The 16,349-nt window shown below is 64.0% G+C and carries 19 protein-coding genes; 12 read left to right on the top strand and 7 right to left on the bottom strand.

Going from position 1 to position 16,349, the window contains the following annotated elements; genetic code table 11:
* Positions 1–6 precede the first annotated feature (6 nt).
* Genes F455_RS0100390 through ftsY form a run of 3 tightly spaced genes read right to left on the bottom strand, consistent with a single transcriptional unit; the run spans position 7 to position 2,492 of the window.
* Positions 7–279: an oxidative damage protection protein gene (locus F455_RS0100390; RefSeq protein ID WP_018971271.1), complete on the bottom strand. Its 273-nt coding sequence runs from the start codon at positions 277–279 to the stop codon at positions 7–9.
* Between the two features lie 15 nt (positions 280–294).
* Positions 295–1,341, bottom strand: coding sequence for an A/G-specific adenine glycosylase (gene mutY / locus F455_RS0100385; protein ID WP_018971270.1), 1,047 nt, complete (start codon positions 1,339–1,341; stop codon positions 295–297).
* On the bottom strand, positions 1,338–2,492 hold the full coding sequence (gene ftsY / locus F455_RS19150) for a signal recognition particle-docking protein FtsY (RefSeq protein WP_018971269.1): 1,155 nt from the start codon (positions 2,490–2,492) through the stop codon (positions 1,338–1,340). Before ftsY ends, mutY begins: the two co-directional genes overlap by 4 nt.
* A gap of 65 nt (positions 2,493–2,557) precedes the next feature.
* Here ftsY and rsmD point away from each other — a divergent pair, with 65 nt between their 5' ends.
* The 6 genes from rsmD to F455_RS0100350 all read left to right on the top strand — a co-directional run bounded on the left by rsmD (position 2,558) and on the right by F455_RS0100350 (position 7,148).
* On the top strand, positions 2,558–3,160 hold the full coding sequence (gene rsmD, locus F455_RS0100375) for a 16S rRNA (guanine(966)-N(2))-methyltransferase RsmD (protein ID WP_018971268.1): 603 nt from the start codon (positions 2,558–2,560) through the stop codon (positions 3,158–3,160).
* Positions 3,161–3,192: 32 nt separating this feature from the next.
* A complete protein-coding gene (gene coaD / locus F455_RS0100370; protein WP_018971267.1) occupies positions 3,193–3,702 on the top strand; it encodes a pantetheine-phosphate adenylyltransferase in 510 nt (169 codons plus the stop codon).
* A gap of 57 nt (positions 3,703–3,759) precedes the next feature.
* Positions 3,760–4,308 carry a hypothetical protein gene (locus F455_RS0100365; protein WP_026292921.1) on the top strand — a complete coding sequence of 183 codons (549 nt, stop codon included), beginning with the start codon at positions 3,760–3,762 and terminating at the stop codon, positions 4,306–4,308.
* A 146-nt stretch (positions 4,309–4,454) separates the two neighbouring features.
* Complete coding sequence (locus tag F455_RS0100360) at positions 4,455–4,733, top strand: YfhL family 4Fe-4S dicluster ferredoxin (RefSeq protein WP_018971265.1); 279 nt, start codon at positions 4,455–4,457, stop codon at positions 4,731–4,733.
* On the top strand, positions 4,726–6,426 hold the full coding sequence (ggt, locus tag F455_RS0100355) for a gamma-glutamyltransferase (RefSeq protein ID WP_083918732.1): 1,701 nt from the start codon (positions 4,726–4,728) through the stop codon (positions 6,424–6,426). The genes F455_RS0100360 and ggt overlap by 8 nt, the downstream gene beginning before the upstream one ends.
* Before the next feature lie 17 nt (positions 6,427–6,443).
* Complete coding sequence (locus F455_RS0100350; protein WP_018971263.1) at positions 6,444–7,148, top strand: TMEM43 family protein; 705 nt, start codon at positions 6,444–6,446, stop codon at positions 7,146–7,148.
* Positions 7,149–7,164: 16 nt separating this feature from the next.
* Here F455_RS0100350 and F455_RS0100345 read toward each other — a convergent pair whose 3' ends face one another.
* Positions 7,165–7,704, bottom strand: a complete 540-nt coding sequence (locus F455_RS0100345) for an NUDIX hydrolase (RefSeq protein ID WP_018971262.1) — start codon at positions 7,702–7,704, stop codon at positions 7,165–7,167.
* A gap of 128 nt (positions 7,705–7,832) precedes the next feature.
* Here F455_RS0100345 and F455_RS0100340 point away from each other — a divergent pair, with 128 nt between their 5' ends.
* Positions 7,833–9,410, top strand: coding sequence for a hypothetical protein (locus tag F455_RS0100340; RefSeq protein WP_157578349.1), 1,578 nt, complete (start codon positions 7,833–7,835; stop codon positions 9,408–9,410).
* Between the two features lie 30 nt (positions 9,411–9,440).
* On the opposite strand, the gene F455_RS0100335 is transcribed toward F455_RS0100340, so the two are convergent.
* Together F455_RS0100335 and F455_RS0100330 are read right to left on the bottom strand one after the other, a co-directional pair.
* A complete protein-coding gene (locus tag F455_RS0100335; protein WP_033408984.1) occupies positions 9,441–10,334 on the bottom strand; it encodes a 5'-3' exonuclease in 894 nt (297 codons plus the stop codon).
* A 5-nt stretch (positions 10,335–10,339) separates the two neighbouring features.
* Positions 10,340–10,909: a nitroreductase family protein gene (locus F455_RS0100330; protein WP_018971259.1), complete on the bottom strand. Its 570-nt coding sequence runs from the start codon at positions 10,907–10,909 to the stop codon at positions 10,340–10,342.
* A 127-nt stretch (positions 10,910–11,036) separates the two neighbouring features.
* On the opposite strand from F455_RS0100330, the gene F455_RS0100325 reads away from it, so the two are divergent.
* The 4 genes from F455_RS0100325 to F455_RS0100310 are packed head-to-tail and all read left to right on the top strand — an operon-like array spanning position 11,037 to position 14,138.
* Positions 11,037–12,176, top strand: coding sequence for a Re/Si-specific NAD(P)(+) transhydrogenase subunit alpha (locus F455_RS0100325; RefSeq protein ID WP_018971258.1), 1,140 nt, complete (start codon positions 11,037–11,039; stop codon positions 12,174–12,176).
* Positions 12,173–12,481, top strand: coding sequence for an NAD(P) transhydrogenase subunit alpha part 2 (locus F455_RS0100320; RefSeq protein WP_018971257.1), 309 nt, complete (start codon positions 12,173–12,175; stop codon positions 12,479–12,481). The genes F455_RS0100325 and F455_RS0100320 overlap by 4 nt, the downstream gene beginning before the upstream one ends.
* Positions 12,481–13,914 (top strand): NAD(P)(+) transhydrogenase (Re/Si-specific) subunit beta, encoded by a 1,434-nt coding sequence (locus F455_RS0100315; protein ID WP_018971256.1) that lies wholly within the window; start codon positions 12,481–12,483, stop codon positions 13,912–13,914. The genes F455_RS0100320 and F455_RS0100315 overlap by 1 nt, the downstream gene beginning before the upstream one ends.
* Complete coding sequence (locus tag F455_RS0100310) at positions 13,914–14,138, top strand: tautomerase family protein (RefSeq protein ID WP_018971255.1); 225 nt, start codon at positions 13,914–13,916, stop codon at positions 14,136–14,138. Before F455_RS0100315 ends, F455_RS0100310 begins: the two co-directional genes overlap by 1 nt.
* Here the strand turns inward: F455_RS0100310 and F455_RS0100305 are convergent.
* Positions 14,135–14,605 carry a hypothetical protein gene (locus F455_RS0100305; protein WP_157578348.1) on the bottom strand — a complete coding sequence of 157 codons (471 nt, stop codon included), beginning with the start codon at positions 14,603–14,605 and terminating at the stop codon, positions 14,135–14,137. The genes F455_RS0100310 and F455_RS0100305 overlap by 4 nt on opposite strands.
* Before the next feature lie 208 nt (positions 14,606–14,813).
* Here F455_RS0100305 and F455_RS0100300 point away from each other — a divergent pair, with 208 nt between their 5' ends.
* Positions 14,814–16,346 carry a GH39 family glycosyl hydrolase gene (locus tag F455_RS0100300; RefSeq protein ID WP_018971253.1) on the top strand — a complete coding sequence of 511 codons (1,533 nt, stop codon included), beginning with the start codon at positions 14,814–14,816 and terminating at the stop codon, positions 16,344–16,346.
* The last annotated feature ends 3 nt before the right edge of the window (positions 16,347–16,349 follow it).

Below are 16,349 nucleotides of genomic sequence, written 5' to 3'. Positions count from 1 at the left end.
AAAGTCTCAACCGTCCGGCGCGACATAGCCCTGCGGCGCGGCCGAGCCTGAGCCGAAGAAATATTTCTCCATTTCGCCCTCAAGGAATTTGCGCGCCTTCGGATCGAGCGGAGACAGGCGGTTTTCGTTGATCAACATGGTCTGATGTGCGAGCCATTGTGACCATGCTTCCTTGGATATGTTGTCGAAGATGCGCTTGCCGAGTTCGCCGGGGTAGGGTGCATAGGCGAGGCCTTCGGCTTCGCGTTGCAGTTTGACGCAATGAACGGTGCGGGACATGGTGAGTCTCGATCTTCAGGAAAGTGATTCGATCAGCTTGCGCACCGGCGCGGGCAGGCCAAGCGCGCTGGCGTCGCGAGGATGCAGCCAGCGGCGGCCGGCGCCGTCGGCGATGCCGGGGGCGGGGTCGATGTCGAGCGCGAGCGGCGTGACGTCGAGCAAGTAGTGGCTGAAGCCGTGCACGAATGGCGGCAATGCGTGAAAGACGATTGCGTCCGCATCGGAGCCGCGCACACGCGCGACTTCGCTGCGCGCGGAAATTTCGTCCGCGGCCTCGGGCAGGCTCCACAGGCCGGCCCAGACGCCGGTGGGCGCGCGCCGTTCGAGCAGCAGGCGGCCGTGTGCGTCGCGCAGCACGAGCATGATCGTGCGGCGCGTCGGCCGTGCCTTTGCGGATTTGCGCGCAGGCAGGGCGGCAGTTAGGCCATCGCGATGCGCGACGCAATCGGTACTGAGTGGGCAGGCGTCGCAGCGCGGCGTCGCGCGCGTGCACACGGTCGCGCCGAGATCCATGATCGCCTGCGTGTAGTCAGCCGCGCGCTCGTGCGGCGTATGCGCATCGGCGAGCGTCCATAGGCGGTTTTCCGTCGCCGTTTCGCCGGGCCAGCCCGTGATGCCGTGGAAACGCGCGAGCACGCGCTTGACGTTGCCGTCGAGAATCGCGCGGCGACGATCGAAGGCTTGTGCTGCGATGGCACCTGCGGTCGAGCGGCCGATACCCGGCAGCGCGAGCAGTGCGTCAAAGTCTTCGGGCAACTCTCCGCCGTGGTATTCGACGCAGAGCTGCGCTGCGCGATGCAGATTGCGCGCGCGGCTGTAATAGCCGAGCCCCGACCACAGTGCGAAGACTTCATCTTCGGACGCCGCAGCAAGCGATTCTATACTTTGCAACTTTTCCACAAAGCGCAAAAAGTACGGAATGACCGTGGCCACCTGGGTCTGTTGCAGCATCACCTCGGAAAGCCAGACACGATAAGGCGTGCGCGGATGCTGCCAGGGCAGGTCGTGGCGCCCGTGCGCGTCGAACCAGTGCAGCAAGCGCGGGGCGAAATCGTCACTCACGTCGCCGCGGCTTCGCCGTTGCCGAGGCTCGCCGGCAGCAACGCGTCGACAAACTCGGTGGGTTCAAACTCACGCAGATCTTCCGCAGTTTCGCCGAGGCCGACGTAGCGGATCGGCAGGCCGAACTCCTTGGCCAGAGCGAACACCACGCCGCCCTTGGCGCTGCCGTCGAGCTTAGTGACGACAAGGCCGGTCACGCCGATCGCGGCGCGGAACTGACGCGTCTGGTTGACCGCGTTCTGGCCCGTGGTGCCGTCGATCACGAGCAACACTTCGTGCGGCGCCTCGGCATCGAGCTTACCGAGCACGCGGCGAATCTTGGCGAGTTCGTCCATCAGGCCCGATTGCGTGTGCAGGCGCCCGGCGGTGTCGGCGATGAGGATGTCGAGTTGTTTGGAGCGCGTCGACTGCAGGGCGTCGAAGATCACGCTGGCCGAGTCGGCGCCCGAGCCCTGCGCAACGACGGGCACGCCGTTGCGCTCGCCCCAGGTCTTGAGCTGCTCGACCGCGGCGGCGCGGAAGGTGTCGCCGGCGGCGAGCACGACGCCGTGGCCCTGGCTCTGGAAACGGCGCGCGAGCTTGCCGATCGTCGTCGTCTTGCCGACGCCGTTGACGCCGACCATGAGGATGACGAACGGTTTTCTCGAAGCGTCGATGCGTAGCGGCTGCGCAACGGGTTGCAGCAGCGCGACGAGGTCGGCGCGGAGCGCGGCAAGCAGTGCGTCGGCATCGGCGAATTCGCGCTTGTTCATGCGTTTGCGCAGGTCTTCAACGAGCGAGGTAGTCGCCGCTACGCCGACGTCGGCACCGATAAGTGCGGTTTCGAGTTCGTCGAGCAGCGCGTCGTCGAGTTTGGGTTTGCGCGCGAACAGGCTGCCGATGCTGCGGTTGAAGATGCTGCCGGCGAGACGCTCGCGCCAACTGCGCCGGGTTGGCACGGACGCTTCGCGGACTTGCCGTGCACCGGCCTCGGCAGGCGAGGTGATGTCGTCCACGTCGGATTGTTCGGATTCCGCGACGACGGGCGGCACTTCGACGGCCTCGGTTGGAATTCCGGCGTGGTCGGCTCGCTCGGGCCGTTCCGCTTCGGGGTTGCCGACTTCTGCTTCCGTGTGCTCTTCGGCAGGTTTTTTCTTCCAGAACTTGAACATCTTCGCTACAAATTGAAAGACAATGGCGCCATGCTAACACTGGCGCCGCCGTCGATTTTGGGCCGATGAGGTCGATCTCAAGCAATCGCCGCACGATCGCGGCGACCGGCAAACTGCGCATCATTGGCGGCAACCTGCGCGGATCGAAGCTGGTGGTCGCCGACTCCGAGGGCTTGCGGCCCACGCCCGATCGCGTGCGCGAGACGCTGTTCAACTGGCTCGCGCCGTACATCGCCGGCGCCCGTTGCCTCGATCTCTACGCCGGCACCGGCGTGCTCGGCATCGAAGCGCTGTCGCGCGGCGCCGCGCAGGTCGATTTCATCGAGCGCGATGCGCGCCTCGCCCAGGCATTGCGCGAGAACCTGGCGCGGCTGCACCAGGAAAGCGGGCACGTGCGCAGCACGGACGCGCTGACCGTGCTGCGTGAGTCGCCTACGCAGCCCTGCGACCTCGTTTTTCTCGATCCACCGTTCGCATCGAATCTGTGGGACGAGTCGGCTCGGCTGCTCGAGGCGAACGCGTGGCTCGCGCCCGCGGCGCTGGTTTACGTCGAGACGCCGCGGGGGCAGGCGCTGCATTTGCCGTCCGCATGGCAGTTGCATCGTGAAGGCCACGCCAGCGCGGTGCGCTATGCGCTGTATCGCCGATCGGATAAGCTTGCGGCCTAGTTGAAGGCATTGCCCGAGCCGGACGCGATCCCATGCCGAACCACATTCCTGCCGAACGCGCACGCATTGCGATCTACCCCGGCACGTTCGATCCGATCACCAACGGGCATGTCGATCTGACGATACGCGCGGCGCCGTTGTTCGAGCGCATCATCGTGGCGGTCGCGGAAAGCCCGAACAAGGGGCCTGGTTTCAGTCTCGACGAGCGCATCTCGCTCGCGCGCGAGGCGCTGGCGGACATCGCCAATGTCGAGGTGCGCGGGTTTTCTTCGCTGCTCGCGCATTTCGTCGAAGAGGTTGGCGCAGGGGTTATTCTGCGCGGCTTGCGCGCAGTCTCGGATTTCGAGTACGAATTTCAGCTCGCGAGCATGAACCGCCATCTGATTCCGCGTGCGGAAACCTTGTTCCTGACGCCCTCGGAGCAGTACAGTTTCATCTCCTCCTCGCTCGTGCGCGAAATCGCGCGCCTGGGCGGCGACGTGTCCGGCTTCGTCCATCCAGCAGTGCAGCACGCGATGCGCAAGCGCTGGGGGCATGCCTGAAGCGAATGCTTGGTTTTGCGTTCGACAGCTTTCTTGCAATCAGTAATGGGAGATAAAATGAAAAAGTATACTTTTCGTATGATTGCGGCGCTCGCCGCCGTATTGCTGCTCGCCGCCTGCGGGCCGAGCGAAGAGGAGAAGGCCAAGGCTGCCGAAGCCGCCGCCAAGGCCGAGGCGCTGGCCAAGGAAACCGCCGCGCTCGTGCTGCCAACGGACATCAACGACAAGGCGAAGTGGCAGGGCTATTTCAAGGCGGTCATCACCAAGTTCCTGCGCGACAATGCGACCACGGTGAAGACCAACCATCCGTTCATCTACTACATTCCGGCCGGCGACGACGACGCGGCCAAAGGCGATCGCCAGAACGCTCTCGACAACATCCAGACCACGGTGCAGCGCGGCGTGCTGCCGGGCGCATTCATGGCCTTCGGTGGCCCGAGCTCGACCTATACGGCCGACACCGCGATCGCCGCGTTCAAGGATGCGAAGGACGGTTCGTTCAAGGGCGTGTTCATCCTGTTCATCGGCACGCCGGCCGATTCCGAGCGGGTCAAGCCGGAAGTCGAACGCACGGGCGCGACTTACTATTTCGTCGAGTTGAAGTGACGAATCGGCCCGAGAGCGCGTAGCGCGATCGGCATGCCGAATCATCGCCCCGGCTTCCCTATCGGGGCGACGTGGCTTTTATTGAAATGTGCGGACAGGGATGTTCGCTTTGTGAACTTCGCGATCAGGGACGAGAGCAAAAGTACATGTCTCTCATAATTCTCGACACCTGCGTCAACTGCGACGTCTGCGAACCGGTCTGCCCGAACCAGGCGATTGCGCTCGGCGCGGTCATCTACGAGATCGCACCCTCGCGCTGCACCGAATGCGTCGGTCACTACGACACGCCGCAGTGCGTCGAGGTATGCCCGGTCGAATGCATCATCGTCGACCCGGCGCACGTGGAGTCACGCGAAACCTTGTTTGAAAAATACCACGTGCTGACCGCAGATCAGGCGGGCAAGCCGGAGCCGAATGATGTCTAGACGGATTTTGTATACTTTTTCCTTCGCGCTGATCGTCGTGGCCACCGGCGCGCAGGCGGCCGCGCCGCAGCAGGCCGAAGGTGCTGTCAGGCCGGGGCATGCGGCGATCGCGAGCGCGCACAAGCTCGCGACCGATGCCGGCTTCGAGGCACTCGCCCAGGGTGGCAACGCGTTCGACGCGGCGGTCGCGGTCGCGGCGGCGCTGTCGGTGGTCGAGCCGCAGAGTTCGGGTATCGGCGGCGGCGGCATGTTCCTGCTGCATCGTGCCAGCGACGGCAAGGACATCTTTGTCGATGCGCGCGAAACCTCACCGGCGGCAGTCGATGCGAAGGACTACCTCGCCGCGAATGGCGATCTCGACAAGGATCATTCGCTCAACGGGCCGCTGTCGGCGGCGATTCCGGGTGAGCCGGCGGGTCTGGTCTGGCTGGCCGAGCACTACGGCAAGCTGCCGCTGGCGAAATCGATGGCGCCGGCGATCCGCATCGCGCGCCAGGGCTTCGCGGTCGACAAGCGCTTCGTCGACGAGGTGCGCTATCGCAAGCCGATCTTCGAGCGCTATGCGGCGGCGAAGTCATTGTTCCTCGTCGACGGCGAAGTGCCGCAGGCAGGATGGGTGTTCAAGAATCCCGATATCGCAAAGACGCTCGAGCTGATTGCGACCAAAGGCAACGAGGGTTTCTACCGCGGCGAGTTCGCGGCGCGCCTGGTCGACGACGTGAAGAAGAACGGCGGGCGCTGGTCGCTCGAAGATCTTGCCAGCTACAAGGTCAAGGAGCGCGAGCCGATCGCGTTCAAGTACCGCGACTGGCAGATCGTCACCGCGCCGCCGCCGTCCTCGGGCGGCATCGCGATCGAGGAGATGCTCAACATCCTCTCGGGCTACGATCTGGCCAAGCTCGACCGTGTGCACCGCACGCATCTGATCGTCGAGGCGATGCGCCGCGCTTATCGCGACCGCGCGCAGTACCTCGGCGACCCCGACTTCGTGAAGATGCCGCTCGACGAGTTGTCGAGTCCGATGTATGCCGCCGGTCTGCGCTCGACGATCCATCCTGAGAAGGCGACGCCGAGCGACCTGTTACCGCCGTACATGACGCCACCGCAGGGTCCGCATACGACGCATTTCTCGATCATCGACAAGGACGGCAACCGCGTGTCGGCGACGCAAACGGTGAACTTCGTGTTCGGCTCCGGCATGGTCGTGCCGGGCACGGGTTTCCTGCTCAACGACGAGATGGATGATTTCGCGCTGGTCGCCGGCAAGCCGAACGTCTACGGCGTGGTCGGCACCGATGCGAACGCGCCCGCGGCCGGGCGTCGGCCGCTGTCGTCGATGTCGCCGAGCTTTGTCGTCGGTGCCGACCGCATCGGCGTGATCGGCACGCCGGGCGGCAGCCGCATCATCACGATGGTGCTCGAAGGCATCCTCGCCTTCATCGACGGCGAACAGCCGGAGAAATTTGTCGGCAACCCGCGCTACCACCATCAGTACCTGCCCGACGTGATCTCGGCGGAGAAGAACGCGTTCAGCGCCGACGAAGTGAAGGCGCTCGAGGCGATGGGCCACAAGGTCAGCGAATCCGAGCGCACCTGGGGCTTCATGAACGCGGTGAGCTGGGACCGGACGACGAACAAGCTGCATGCGGGCACCGATCCGCGGCAGACCTCGGGCGGCGCGGTGGTCAAGTAGGCCAGGCCCGGATTCGAATGGCTCGCAAGCGCAAACAGAAGGTTTCGCCGCGCCGGATCGGGGTCTTCGTCGCGCTGATCCTGCTCGGCCTGGGTGCAATCTGGGCATGGCAGCATCGCGCGCGTGTGCAGTCGGCGATATCGACGGTCAGTACGGAGCTGCCATTGCCGGCGCGCAAGGCGGATGTCGTGTCCACCGACACCGCCGCTGTTCCGGTCAAGCTGGGCGGCAAACTCTCCATCAAGCATCCGCCGCGCGATTCCCAGCTCGGCATCGTGGCCGACGCGGCAATACTTTTGCGCATTGTGGAAATGTATCAATGGCACGAGCGCTGCGAATTGGCCGGTGGCGCGTGCTCGTACGACAAGTCGTGGTCGTCAGAGCACGTCGATTCGGGCAAGTTTCGTGAACCGAAAGGGCACGGGAATCCGCCGGCACCGTTCGCCGATGCGCGCTTTGTCGCCGGTGAGATCCGGCTAGGCGATCTCGTCGTCGATCCGAAACTGCTCGATACACAAGCGGCGCAGGACTATCCCGTCAAGACCAGCGCCCTGCCGCCGAACATGGCGGCGACGTTCAACGTCGCCGATGGCGTGCTCTATGCGGGTGGCGATGCGGCGCACCCGCAGATCGGCACGGTGCGCGTGCGCTATCGCATCGTGCCCGCGGGTGAAGTCGAGTTAGCCGGCGTGAAGCGCGGCAACCGGCTCGAAACGAAGTAGCCTTTCGGAACGACGGCTAGTCGCGGAACAATGCCTCGCCGTGCTCGAGGAAGTAGAGCCCGGCGAACAGCTTCGGATCGATCGAATAGCCCTCGCGCATCTTGCCGACCAGCCAGCGCGGCGCATCGGCTCGCGGCACTTCGTGCACGACGATGTCCTCGGTGTTGTCGCCGCCGCCGGCGTGCTCGCGCGTGAGTCCGCGGGCGCGCGCGAAGGCGATGACCTCGTTGCTCATGCCGGCCGACGACGGCCCTTCGGTGAGGTAGTCGATGCGCGCAGCGCGGTAACCGGTTTCCTCGAGCAGCTCGCGCTCGGCCGCAAGGATCGCGGATTCGTCGTGGCTGCCGGCGACGTCGCCGATCAGGCCTGCCGGCATCTCGATGGTTTTCGCCTGGATCGGTTCGCGCCACTGTTCGACGAACAGGATGCGGTCCGCGTCGGTCAGCGCGATGATGATGACCGCGCCGCCCGGGTTGGTGCGTTCGGCATACTCCCAGCGTCCGCGCTTGAGCAGGCGCAGCCAGCGACCCTGATGGAGGATTTCAGTTTCTGTCATCGTGTACAATTTCCCGATTTCCGGTCCTGCGTGGCCATGCCGCGAACTTTGCCGGCATCGCGTGGTCACAGCGCGGTCTTCACTTTCGACTCCGAGGGCCCTTGCAGGCCGCCGATTCCCTGATGCCCATGAAAACACGATTCTATCCATTGATCGCGGCGATTGCCTTGGCTGCGTGCTCGAAGCAGCCCGACACTGCCACGACGCAGCCCGCGTCTGCGCCCGCACCGGCCGCGCAGGAACAGGTCGCCCCGGCGCAAGCGCAGACGCCCGAGGAAGCCGCCAAGGCTGAGATGACGAAGAAGGCGGTAGCGTTGACGCAAGAGCAGATCATGCAGTCGCGCGATCCCAATGCGCTGAGCAAGCTCGGCCAGATCTACATGGACGCCGGTGAGCCCGAGCATTTCATCTGGACGCTGCAGCGCCTGACCCAGTTGTTCCCGAATTCCGGCGACCTGCGCCTGCAGTTGGCGATGGCTTATGCCGGCGGAGAACAGAAGACGGAAACCTACGATACCCTGCTGCACCTGATCACCCAGGGCTACTACTACGACATCGCCAAGGATCCGCGCTTCGAAGGCGCGCATGGCACCAAGGTGTGGGATTACATCGTCAAGACGTTCGACGACAACAACAAGCCGTTCGGCGAAGGCAAAGTCGCTTTCGAGCTGCCCAAAACCGACAGTCTGTTCGAGTCGATCGCCTGGGATCCGAAGCGCAAGCAGTTCCTCGTCGGGAGTGTGCGCGACGGAGGAATTTATGTCGCAGACGGCAAGGGCGGGGTGAAGGAGTTCATCAAAGCCGAGGCAGCCAATGGCCTCATGGCCGTGTTCGGTCTCGCGGTCGATGCCGCACATGACCGGCTCTACGCGATCAGCAACGGCGTGCCGCACTTCAACCACTTCGATGCGGCCACGGCCGGCAGCGCCGGCGTGTATGAATTCGTGTTGTCGAACGGCAAATTCGTGCGCAAGGCGATGCTGCCGGTCGACGATGGCAGGCACATCCTGTCGAGCATCACGATCGATGGGAATGGCAAAGTGTATGTCGCCGACGGCGTCGTCCAGCAGATTTATCGGCTCGACGACGGCGCGCTCAAGCTCGTCACCGGCAATCCCAGCCTGAGCGGAATCCGCGGCCTTGCCGTATCCGGCGACGGGCGCACGCTTTATTTCGCTGACGTCGCGCTCGGCTTGTTCGGCATCGACCTGGCCCAAGGCAAGCCGTTCAACATCGCGTACGATCCGAGCCACCTCGCGCTCGGTGGCATTGACGGGCTGTACTGGTACGACGGCACGCTGATAGCGATCCAGAATGAAATGTCGCCCAAGCGCATAATGCGTCTGCGACTCGGCAACGACGGACACAGCATCGTCCAGGCCCAGCCGCTGGACGCGGCACAGGAGGCGTTCAAGATGCCGACGGTCGGAGCCGTATCGGGCACCGATCTCTATTTCATCGCAAACAGCCAGAAAGCGCTTTACAGCGATCTCGGCGTGTTGACCGACGCGGGCAAGCTCGAACCCGTACACGTCTTCCGCACCAACCTGCTCTATGCGTGGAACCAGAAGGCCCCGGCGATGCCGGCACCGCACAAGTACACGCCGGAAGAACTCGAGCAGATGCGCAAGGCGCCGCCGAAGGGGTTCAACCTGCAACGAGATGTGCAGAAACCGGCGACACCTGCTCCGACGGGAAATCCCTGAGGCCACGCGGCGCGTCGTCGCCGCGGGAATTCAGGCGCTGGTAGGTGCGAGTTGGCGACAGCGTGAACGTGTCAGCGGGCCAAAGCGCAGACGATCGAACAACGCATCGAGTGCGGTGTGGTCGGGCGCGCGCCAGCGCAAGGTTTCGACCCCGCCTGGCAGCGGCGCATCGAGCACGATCGCCGACAGGCGTTGCGACAGCAGTGCCTGCTCGCGGTTCGCCTTGATCTTCACATAAGCCTGGGCCGCGCCGCGGAAGCGCAAGAACGGCACTTCCTCGATGCGCGTCAGCAGCGCGGCTAGCGAACCGAAGTGCGCGAGCAGCGTCGCCGCGGTTTTCGGTCCGATGCCGGGTACGCCGGGAATGTTGTCGACCGCATCGCCGGTCAGGGCGAGATAGTCGACGACTTGGTCCGGGCGCACCCCCAGGTGCTGCTTGACACCCTGTGCATCCCAGCGCTCGTTCTTCGAGAAATCCCACTGCTCGTCGTGCAGGCCGATGAGCTGGCCGAAATCCTTGTCGGCCGAGACGATGACGTTGCGAAAATTTTCCTTGCGCGACATCTCGACCGCGCTGCCGATAAGATCATCTGCCTCGAGCTGTTCGTCCGCGAGCACGCTGACGCCGAGCGCCGCCGCGACCTGCTTGCAGTAGGCGAACTGCACCTTCAATTCCGCTGGCGGCAGCTCGCGGTTGGCTTTGTACTCAGGATAGATCGCATTGCGGAACGAGGACACGAGCGACTCGTCGAACGCCGCGAGCACATGCGTCGGCCGCGTGCGTTCGAGGAAATCGCAGAGGAAGCGCGTGTAACCCTGCACCGCGTTGACCGGCGCGCCGTCGACGTCGCGGAACTCGTCCGGAAGCGAATGCCAGGCGCGGAAGATGTACAGGCTCGAGTCGATCAGATGCAGCGTTTGCATCGCGCTCACAACTTCAACTCGCTGACGATGTCTGTCAGAACGGGTCGCGGTCCTTCGACGGCGGGCTTCAGCACCGTGCCGATATGTACGAAACCGATCACGCGTTCGTTCGCAGCGAGTCCGAGCAGTCCGGCCGCGTCTCGGTCATAGGCCGCCCAGCCGGTCAGCCACTGCGCGCCGTAGCCGAGCGCCTGCGCGCCGAGCAGCAGGTTGTAGGCGACGCATCCCGCGGAGAGGATCTGCTCCTGCGCGGGGATTTTCGGATGGTCCTCGTCGATGCGCGCGACCACGCAAACGATCAGCGGCGCGAAGGTGTAGCGTTCGCGATCCTTGGCGAAAGCCGCTTCGGGCGCGTTCGGCTCGATCCTGTGGTGAATTGCCGCAAGCGCTGCGCCGAGCTTCCCGCGTGCTTCGCCGCGGATCAGCAGCAGGCGCGCCGGCGTAAGCTTGCCGTGGTCGGGCGCACGAACGGCAGCGGCGAGCAGTTGTTCGAGTTGTTGCACCGACGGCGCCGGTTCGCCGAGCTGCCGCGAAGGCACGGATAGACGGCTATTCAAGAAATCGAGTGGCGACATGTCTGCACTTAATGGGATGCTTCGCATCTGAAATTCGAAGTGCAGGATATCATTGGACACAAGGGCGTATGGCGCCGGCTGCGAAGCTCGGCTAGGATGAAGTTTCGTATTCCTTGGGGATTGGCGCATGAGCATCACGATCAGCACGGTGCGCGAAACCGTGCCGGGCGAACGCCGAGTGGCGTTGACGCCGGACGTGGCGAAGAAACTGAAGGCTAAGCAGGTCGGTCTAGTCATCGAGCACGATGCCGGCAAAGCGGCGAGTTTTGCCGACGGTGCGTACAAGGATGCCGAGGTCGCGCCTGACGCGCGCAGTGCGCTAGCCGCAGCCGACGTGTTGCTGACCGTGCAGCCGCCGACGCTCGAAGAGATTGCCGCGCTCAAGCCCGGTGCGGTCACGATCGGCTATTTGCAGCCGCATCTCGCGCCCGAGCGCATCAAGGCGCTGCGTGACGCGAAGATCACGAGTTTCGCGATGGAACTGCTGCCGCGCACGACGCGTGCGCAGGCGATGGACGTGTTGTCCTCGCAGGCGAACATCGCCGGTTACAAAGCTGTGCTGATCGCCGCCGAGGCGAGTCCGAAATTCTTTCCAATGCTGACCACCGCCGCGGGCACGGTGCGGCCGTCGAAGGCGCTGATCGTCGGCGCTGGCGTCGCCGGTCTGCAGGCGATCGCGACGGCGCGCCGCCTCGGTGCGCAAGTCGAAGGCTTCGACGTGCGCCCGGAGACGAAGGAACAGATCCAGTCGCTCGGCGCGAAATACGTCGAACTCGGCGTAAGCGCTGCGGGCGCGGGCGGCTACGCGCGCGAACTCACCGCCGAGGAGCGCGCGCAGCAGCAGGCCGCGCTGGCCGAACACATCAAGGGTGTCGACGTGATCGTCACCACGGCCGCGGTGCCGGGACGCAAGGCGCCGCGCATCATCAGCGCCGACATGGTCCGCGGCATGAAGGCCGGCTCGGTCATCGTCGATATCGCTGCCGAGACCGGCGGCAACTGCGAGCTGACCGAACCCGGCAAGACCATCGTCACCGACAACGGCGTGACGATCATCGGCCCGGTCAACCTCGCCGCGACCACGCCGATCCACGCGAGCGAACTGTACGCGAAGAATCTGTACAACTTCCTCGAACTGTCGATCACGTCGGGCGGCGATCTCAACCTCGACTGGAACGACGAGTTGATCGCCAAGACCTGCGTGACGCACGCAGGCGAGATCAAACACGAGCCGACGAAGCAATTGGTGGAAGGAGCGCAGTCATGATCGACGGATTCCTCGCGCTGTACCTGTTCATGCTTGCCGCCTTCACCGGCCACGAGATCATCTCGCGCGTGCCGGTGATCCTGCATACGCCGCTGATGTCGGGCTCGAACTTCGTTCACGGCATCGTCCTCGTCGGCGCGATGATCGCGCTCGGCGAGGCGACGACCTGGTGGCAGCAGCTGATCGGCTTTGTCGGCGTGTTCCTCGGCGCGGGCAACGCGGCCGGCGGCTACGTCGTCACCGAGCGCATGCTCGAGATGTTCAAGTCGTCGAAGAAGCCGGCGGCCGCAGCGGAGGGCAAGTAATGGAAGCGGCCCAGATCGTTTCATTGCTGATCCAGGCGAGCTATTTCGTCGCCGCGGTGCTGCTGATCCTCGGCATCAAGCGCATGTCCTCGCCGGTGACCGCGCGCAGCGGCATCCAGTGGGCCGGCATCGGCGTGCTGATCGCGGTGGTCGCGACGTTTTTCCATAGTGAAGTTCCCGGTCACGTGCTGATCGAGAACGCCGCGCTGATCTTCATTGCGATCGCCGCCTCGACCGCGATCGCATGGATCTGGGGCAAGAAAGTCGCGATGACCGACATGCCGCAGATGGTCGCGCTGTACAACGGCATGGGCGGCGGCTCGGCTGCGGCGATCGGCGCGGCCGCGCTGCTCGGCGCGGCGACGCAGACTCACTTCGAGAATCATCTGACCACGACGCAGACCCTGCTCGCCGTGATCGGTGCGCTGATCGGCTCGATCTCGATGACCGGCTCGATCATCGCCTGGGCTAAGCTCGACGGGCGCATGGACAAGACCTTCCGTTTCGGCGGGCAGAAGCTCGTCAACGGCGCCTGCTTCCTCGCCGCGTTGCTGATCGGCCTCTACAGCGTGTGGCATCTGCAGACGCAGTGGATCGTGCTGTTCTTCGCCCTTGCCTTGTTGTTCGGCGTGCTGATGACATTGCCGATCGGGGGCGCCGACATGCCGGTCGTCATTTCGCTGTACAACGCATTCACCGGCCTCGCGGTCGGCTTCGAGGGCTATGTGCAGGGCAATATCGCACTGATCATCGCCGGTACCGTCGTCGGTGCCGCGGGTACATTGCTGACGCGCCTCATGGCCAAGGCGATGAACCGTTCGATCGCGAACGTCCTGTTCTCGAACTTCGGTGGTGGTGGCGCGAGCGCACAGGAGATCAAAGGCTCGCAAAAACCGATCGAGGCGGACGATGCGGCTTCGCTGCTGTACATGGCCGACAACGTCATCATCGTTCCAGGCTACGGGATGGCCGTGGCCCAGGCGCAGCACAAGATCTGGGAACTGTCGAAGAACCTGATCGCGCGCGGCAAGAGCGTCAAGTTCGCGATCCATCCGGTCGCCGGACGCATGCCGGGCCACATGAACGTGCTGCTCGCGGAAGCCGGCGTGCCGTACGACCTGATCGCGGACATGGACGACATCAACCCCGAATTCCCGAACTGCGACGTCGCCATCGTCATCGGCGCCAACGACGTGGTCAATCCGGCGGCCAAGACCGATAAATCCTCGCCGATCTACGGCATGCCGATTCTCGATGTCGCCAACGCGAAGAAGACGATCGTTATCAAGCGTGGCAAAGGCACTGGCTTCGCCGGCATCGAGAACGAGTTGTTCTACCAGGACAACACGAACATGCTCTACGCCGACGGCCAGGACGCGGCCAACAAACTGATCGCGGGCTTGAAGGCGGTTGACGGCGGAGGCGGACACTGATGCCCTACGTCAATATCCGCATCACGCGCGAAGGTGCGACCGAGGCGCAGAAGGCCGAGCTGATCCAGGGCGCGACCGAGCTGCTGCAACGCGTGCTCGGCAAGAATCCAAAGACGACCATCGTCGTGATCGACGAAGTGCCGATGGAGAACTGGGGCATCGCCGGGTTGCCGGCGGAGGAATTCCGCAAGCAGAATCCAGGCTCGGCGCCGAAATCGGGTTAGTTGTCGCCGCTGATTCGACGACTTGAGCTGCGCAATCGAGCGACAGCTACGCCGGCCGCTACGGCCAGCGCGAGTGCGACCCAATCCGGGGTACGCAAATTTGCCCAGGCGATATCGGCGGTCAGGCCGAAGCCGGCCTTGAACAGCGCCTCGCGCAGCGGCAAACCCATCGAGTCCGCAATGCGCACGGCGCCGAACAGGTATTGCGCGTAGGCGAAGGCGATCACTACCGCGAGCAGAGTGCAGGCGATCGACGCGCCTTCGCGATAGCCCTGCCAGCGCGTGGACATGGCGAGCGCGATCGCGATCGGCACGATCCAGAATTGCGCGAACCACGGCAGCCACAGCGAGAGAAAACACCAGGCGACGCCTCCGGCCATGCCGCCGAGCAGGGCGGACACGAGGATCGCGATTGCGCGCGGTGCGGCGCGATTGGATGTGTTCGGAGCGGAAGGATTCGCAGGCATGTCGTGATCGGCGTCGAGCTTCGCGGCATTATCCAGTGAATCGCGCCTGCGCGTCGCGTGCATAAAAAGCGGAATCCGGTCACATGGGAAAATACCGCTATGACGCCAATGTAAACGTTTTCATTACAGCGTTTTGCTGCTACCCTAGCGATCACCGGCCCGCCCGCCGAGTGAGCATGCAATCAGAAAAATAGTCGGGGAGATATCCATGAAGAATTCCACGGGTGCATCGAAACTCAAGCTCGGCCTGTTGTCGCTCGCGCTCGCCGCGGCGTCGCCGGCGTTGTTTGCGCAGACCGTCGAGATCGACGCTACGGCGAAGGCGCGCGCGTTCCCGCATTTCTGGGAGCAGAGCTTCGGCTCCGGCCGCGCGATCCTCGCGCTGCGCGATTCGTACCGCCAGGACATCCGCGCGGTGAAGCAGGCGACCGATTTCAAATACGTGCGCTTCCACAATATCTTCCACGACGAAGTCGGCATCTATGACGAGGACGCACAAGGCAAGGCCGTCTACAACTGGTCCTACGTCGACCAGATCTACGACGGTCTGCTCGCCGACGGCGTGAAGCCCTTCGTCGAACTGTCGTTCATGCCGAAGAAACTCGCCGCGGCCGAGTTCTGGCATCCGTTCTGGTACCACCCGAACATCTCCGAGCCCAAGGACTACGCGAGGTGGGACGCGATGATCCAGGCGTTCGCCAAGCACCTGATCGAACGCTACGGCATTGAGGAAGTTTCGAGCTGGTTGTTCGAGGTATGGAACGAACCGAACATCGGCTTCTGGGCCGGATTCCCGCCGCAGAAGACGTACTGGACTCTTTACGACCACACCGCGCTCGCGCTCAAGGGCGTGGACAAGCGCCTGCGCGTCGGCGGCCCGTCGACCGCGCAGGCCGCCTGGGTCGCCGAGTTCATCAAGCATTGCAAGGAAAAGAACATTCCGTTCGATTTCGCGTCCACGCATGTCTACGGCAACGACACCGCCGACAACGTGTTCGGCACGAACGAGGAAATCCCGCGTGACAAGATGGTCTGCCGCGCGGTGAAGAAGGTGCACGAGGAAATCAAGAAGTCGTCCGCACCCGGCACCCCGCTGATCTGGAGCGAGTTCAACGCGGCCTACGACAACACGACGCAGGTCACAGACTCGACCTACATGGGCCCGTGGATGGCATCGACGATCGCGCAGTGCGACGGTCTCGTCGACGTGATGTCGTACTGGTCGTTCTCCGATGTGTTCGAGGAGCAGGGCGTGGTCAAGACGCCGTTCTACGGTGGCTTCGGCCTGATCGCCGCGGACAACCTACCCAAGCCCGCGTACAACGCGTTCAAGCTGCTGCACAAGCTTGGCGACGAGCGCATTCCGCTGCAGTCCGACTCGGTGCTGGCGACGCGCAACAAGGATGGCTCGCTCGTGCTCGCGCTGTGGAATTACGCACCGTCCGGCTTGGACCAGGCTGCGGACAAGGCCGACAAGGCGAAGAGCGCGCCGGTCACGCTGACGCTCAAGCTGAGAAACTCGAAGGCGACCAGCGCGCAGGTTTCGCGCGTCGACCGCGAACACGGCGACTTGCGCCCGGCCTACGAGAAGATGGGTTCGCCGCGCTACCCCACAGTTGCGCAGCAGAAGGAATTGCGCAAGGCCGCCGAACTGCGCGCGCCCGAATCGGTCGCGATCAAGGACGGCACGCTGACGATCACGTTGCCGCCACAAGGCTTGGCGGTCGTCGAGGTCAAGTAAGCG

Origin of the sequence: Rudaea cellulosilytica DSM 22992, from assembly GCF_000378125.1 — a bacterium.
GTDB classification, from domain to species: Bacteria; Pseudomonadota; Gammaproteobacteria; order Xanthomonadales; family Rhodanobacteraceae; genus Rudaea; species Rudaea cellulosilytica.
Note: the sequence above shows the minus strand (reverse complement) of the source record. Positions and strands in the feature narration are given on the sequence as shown.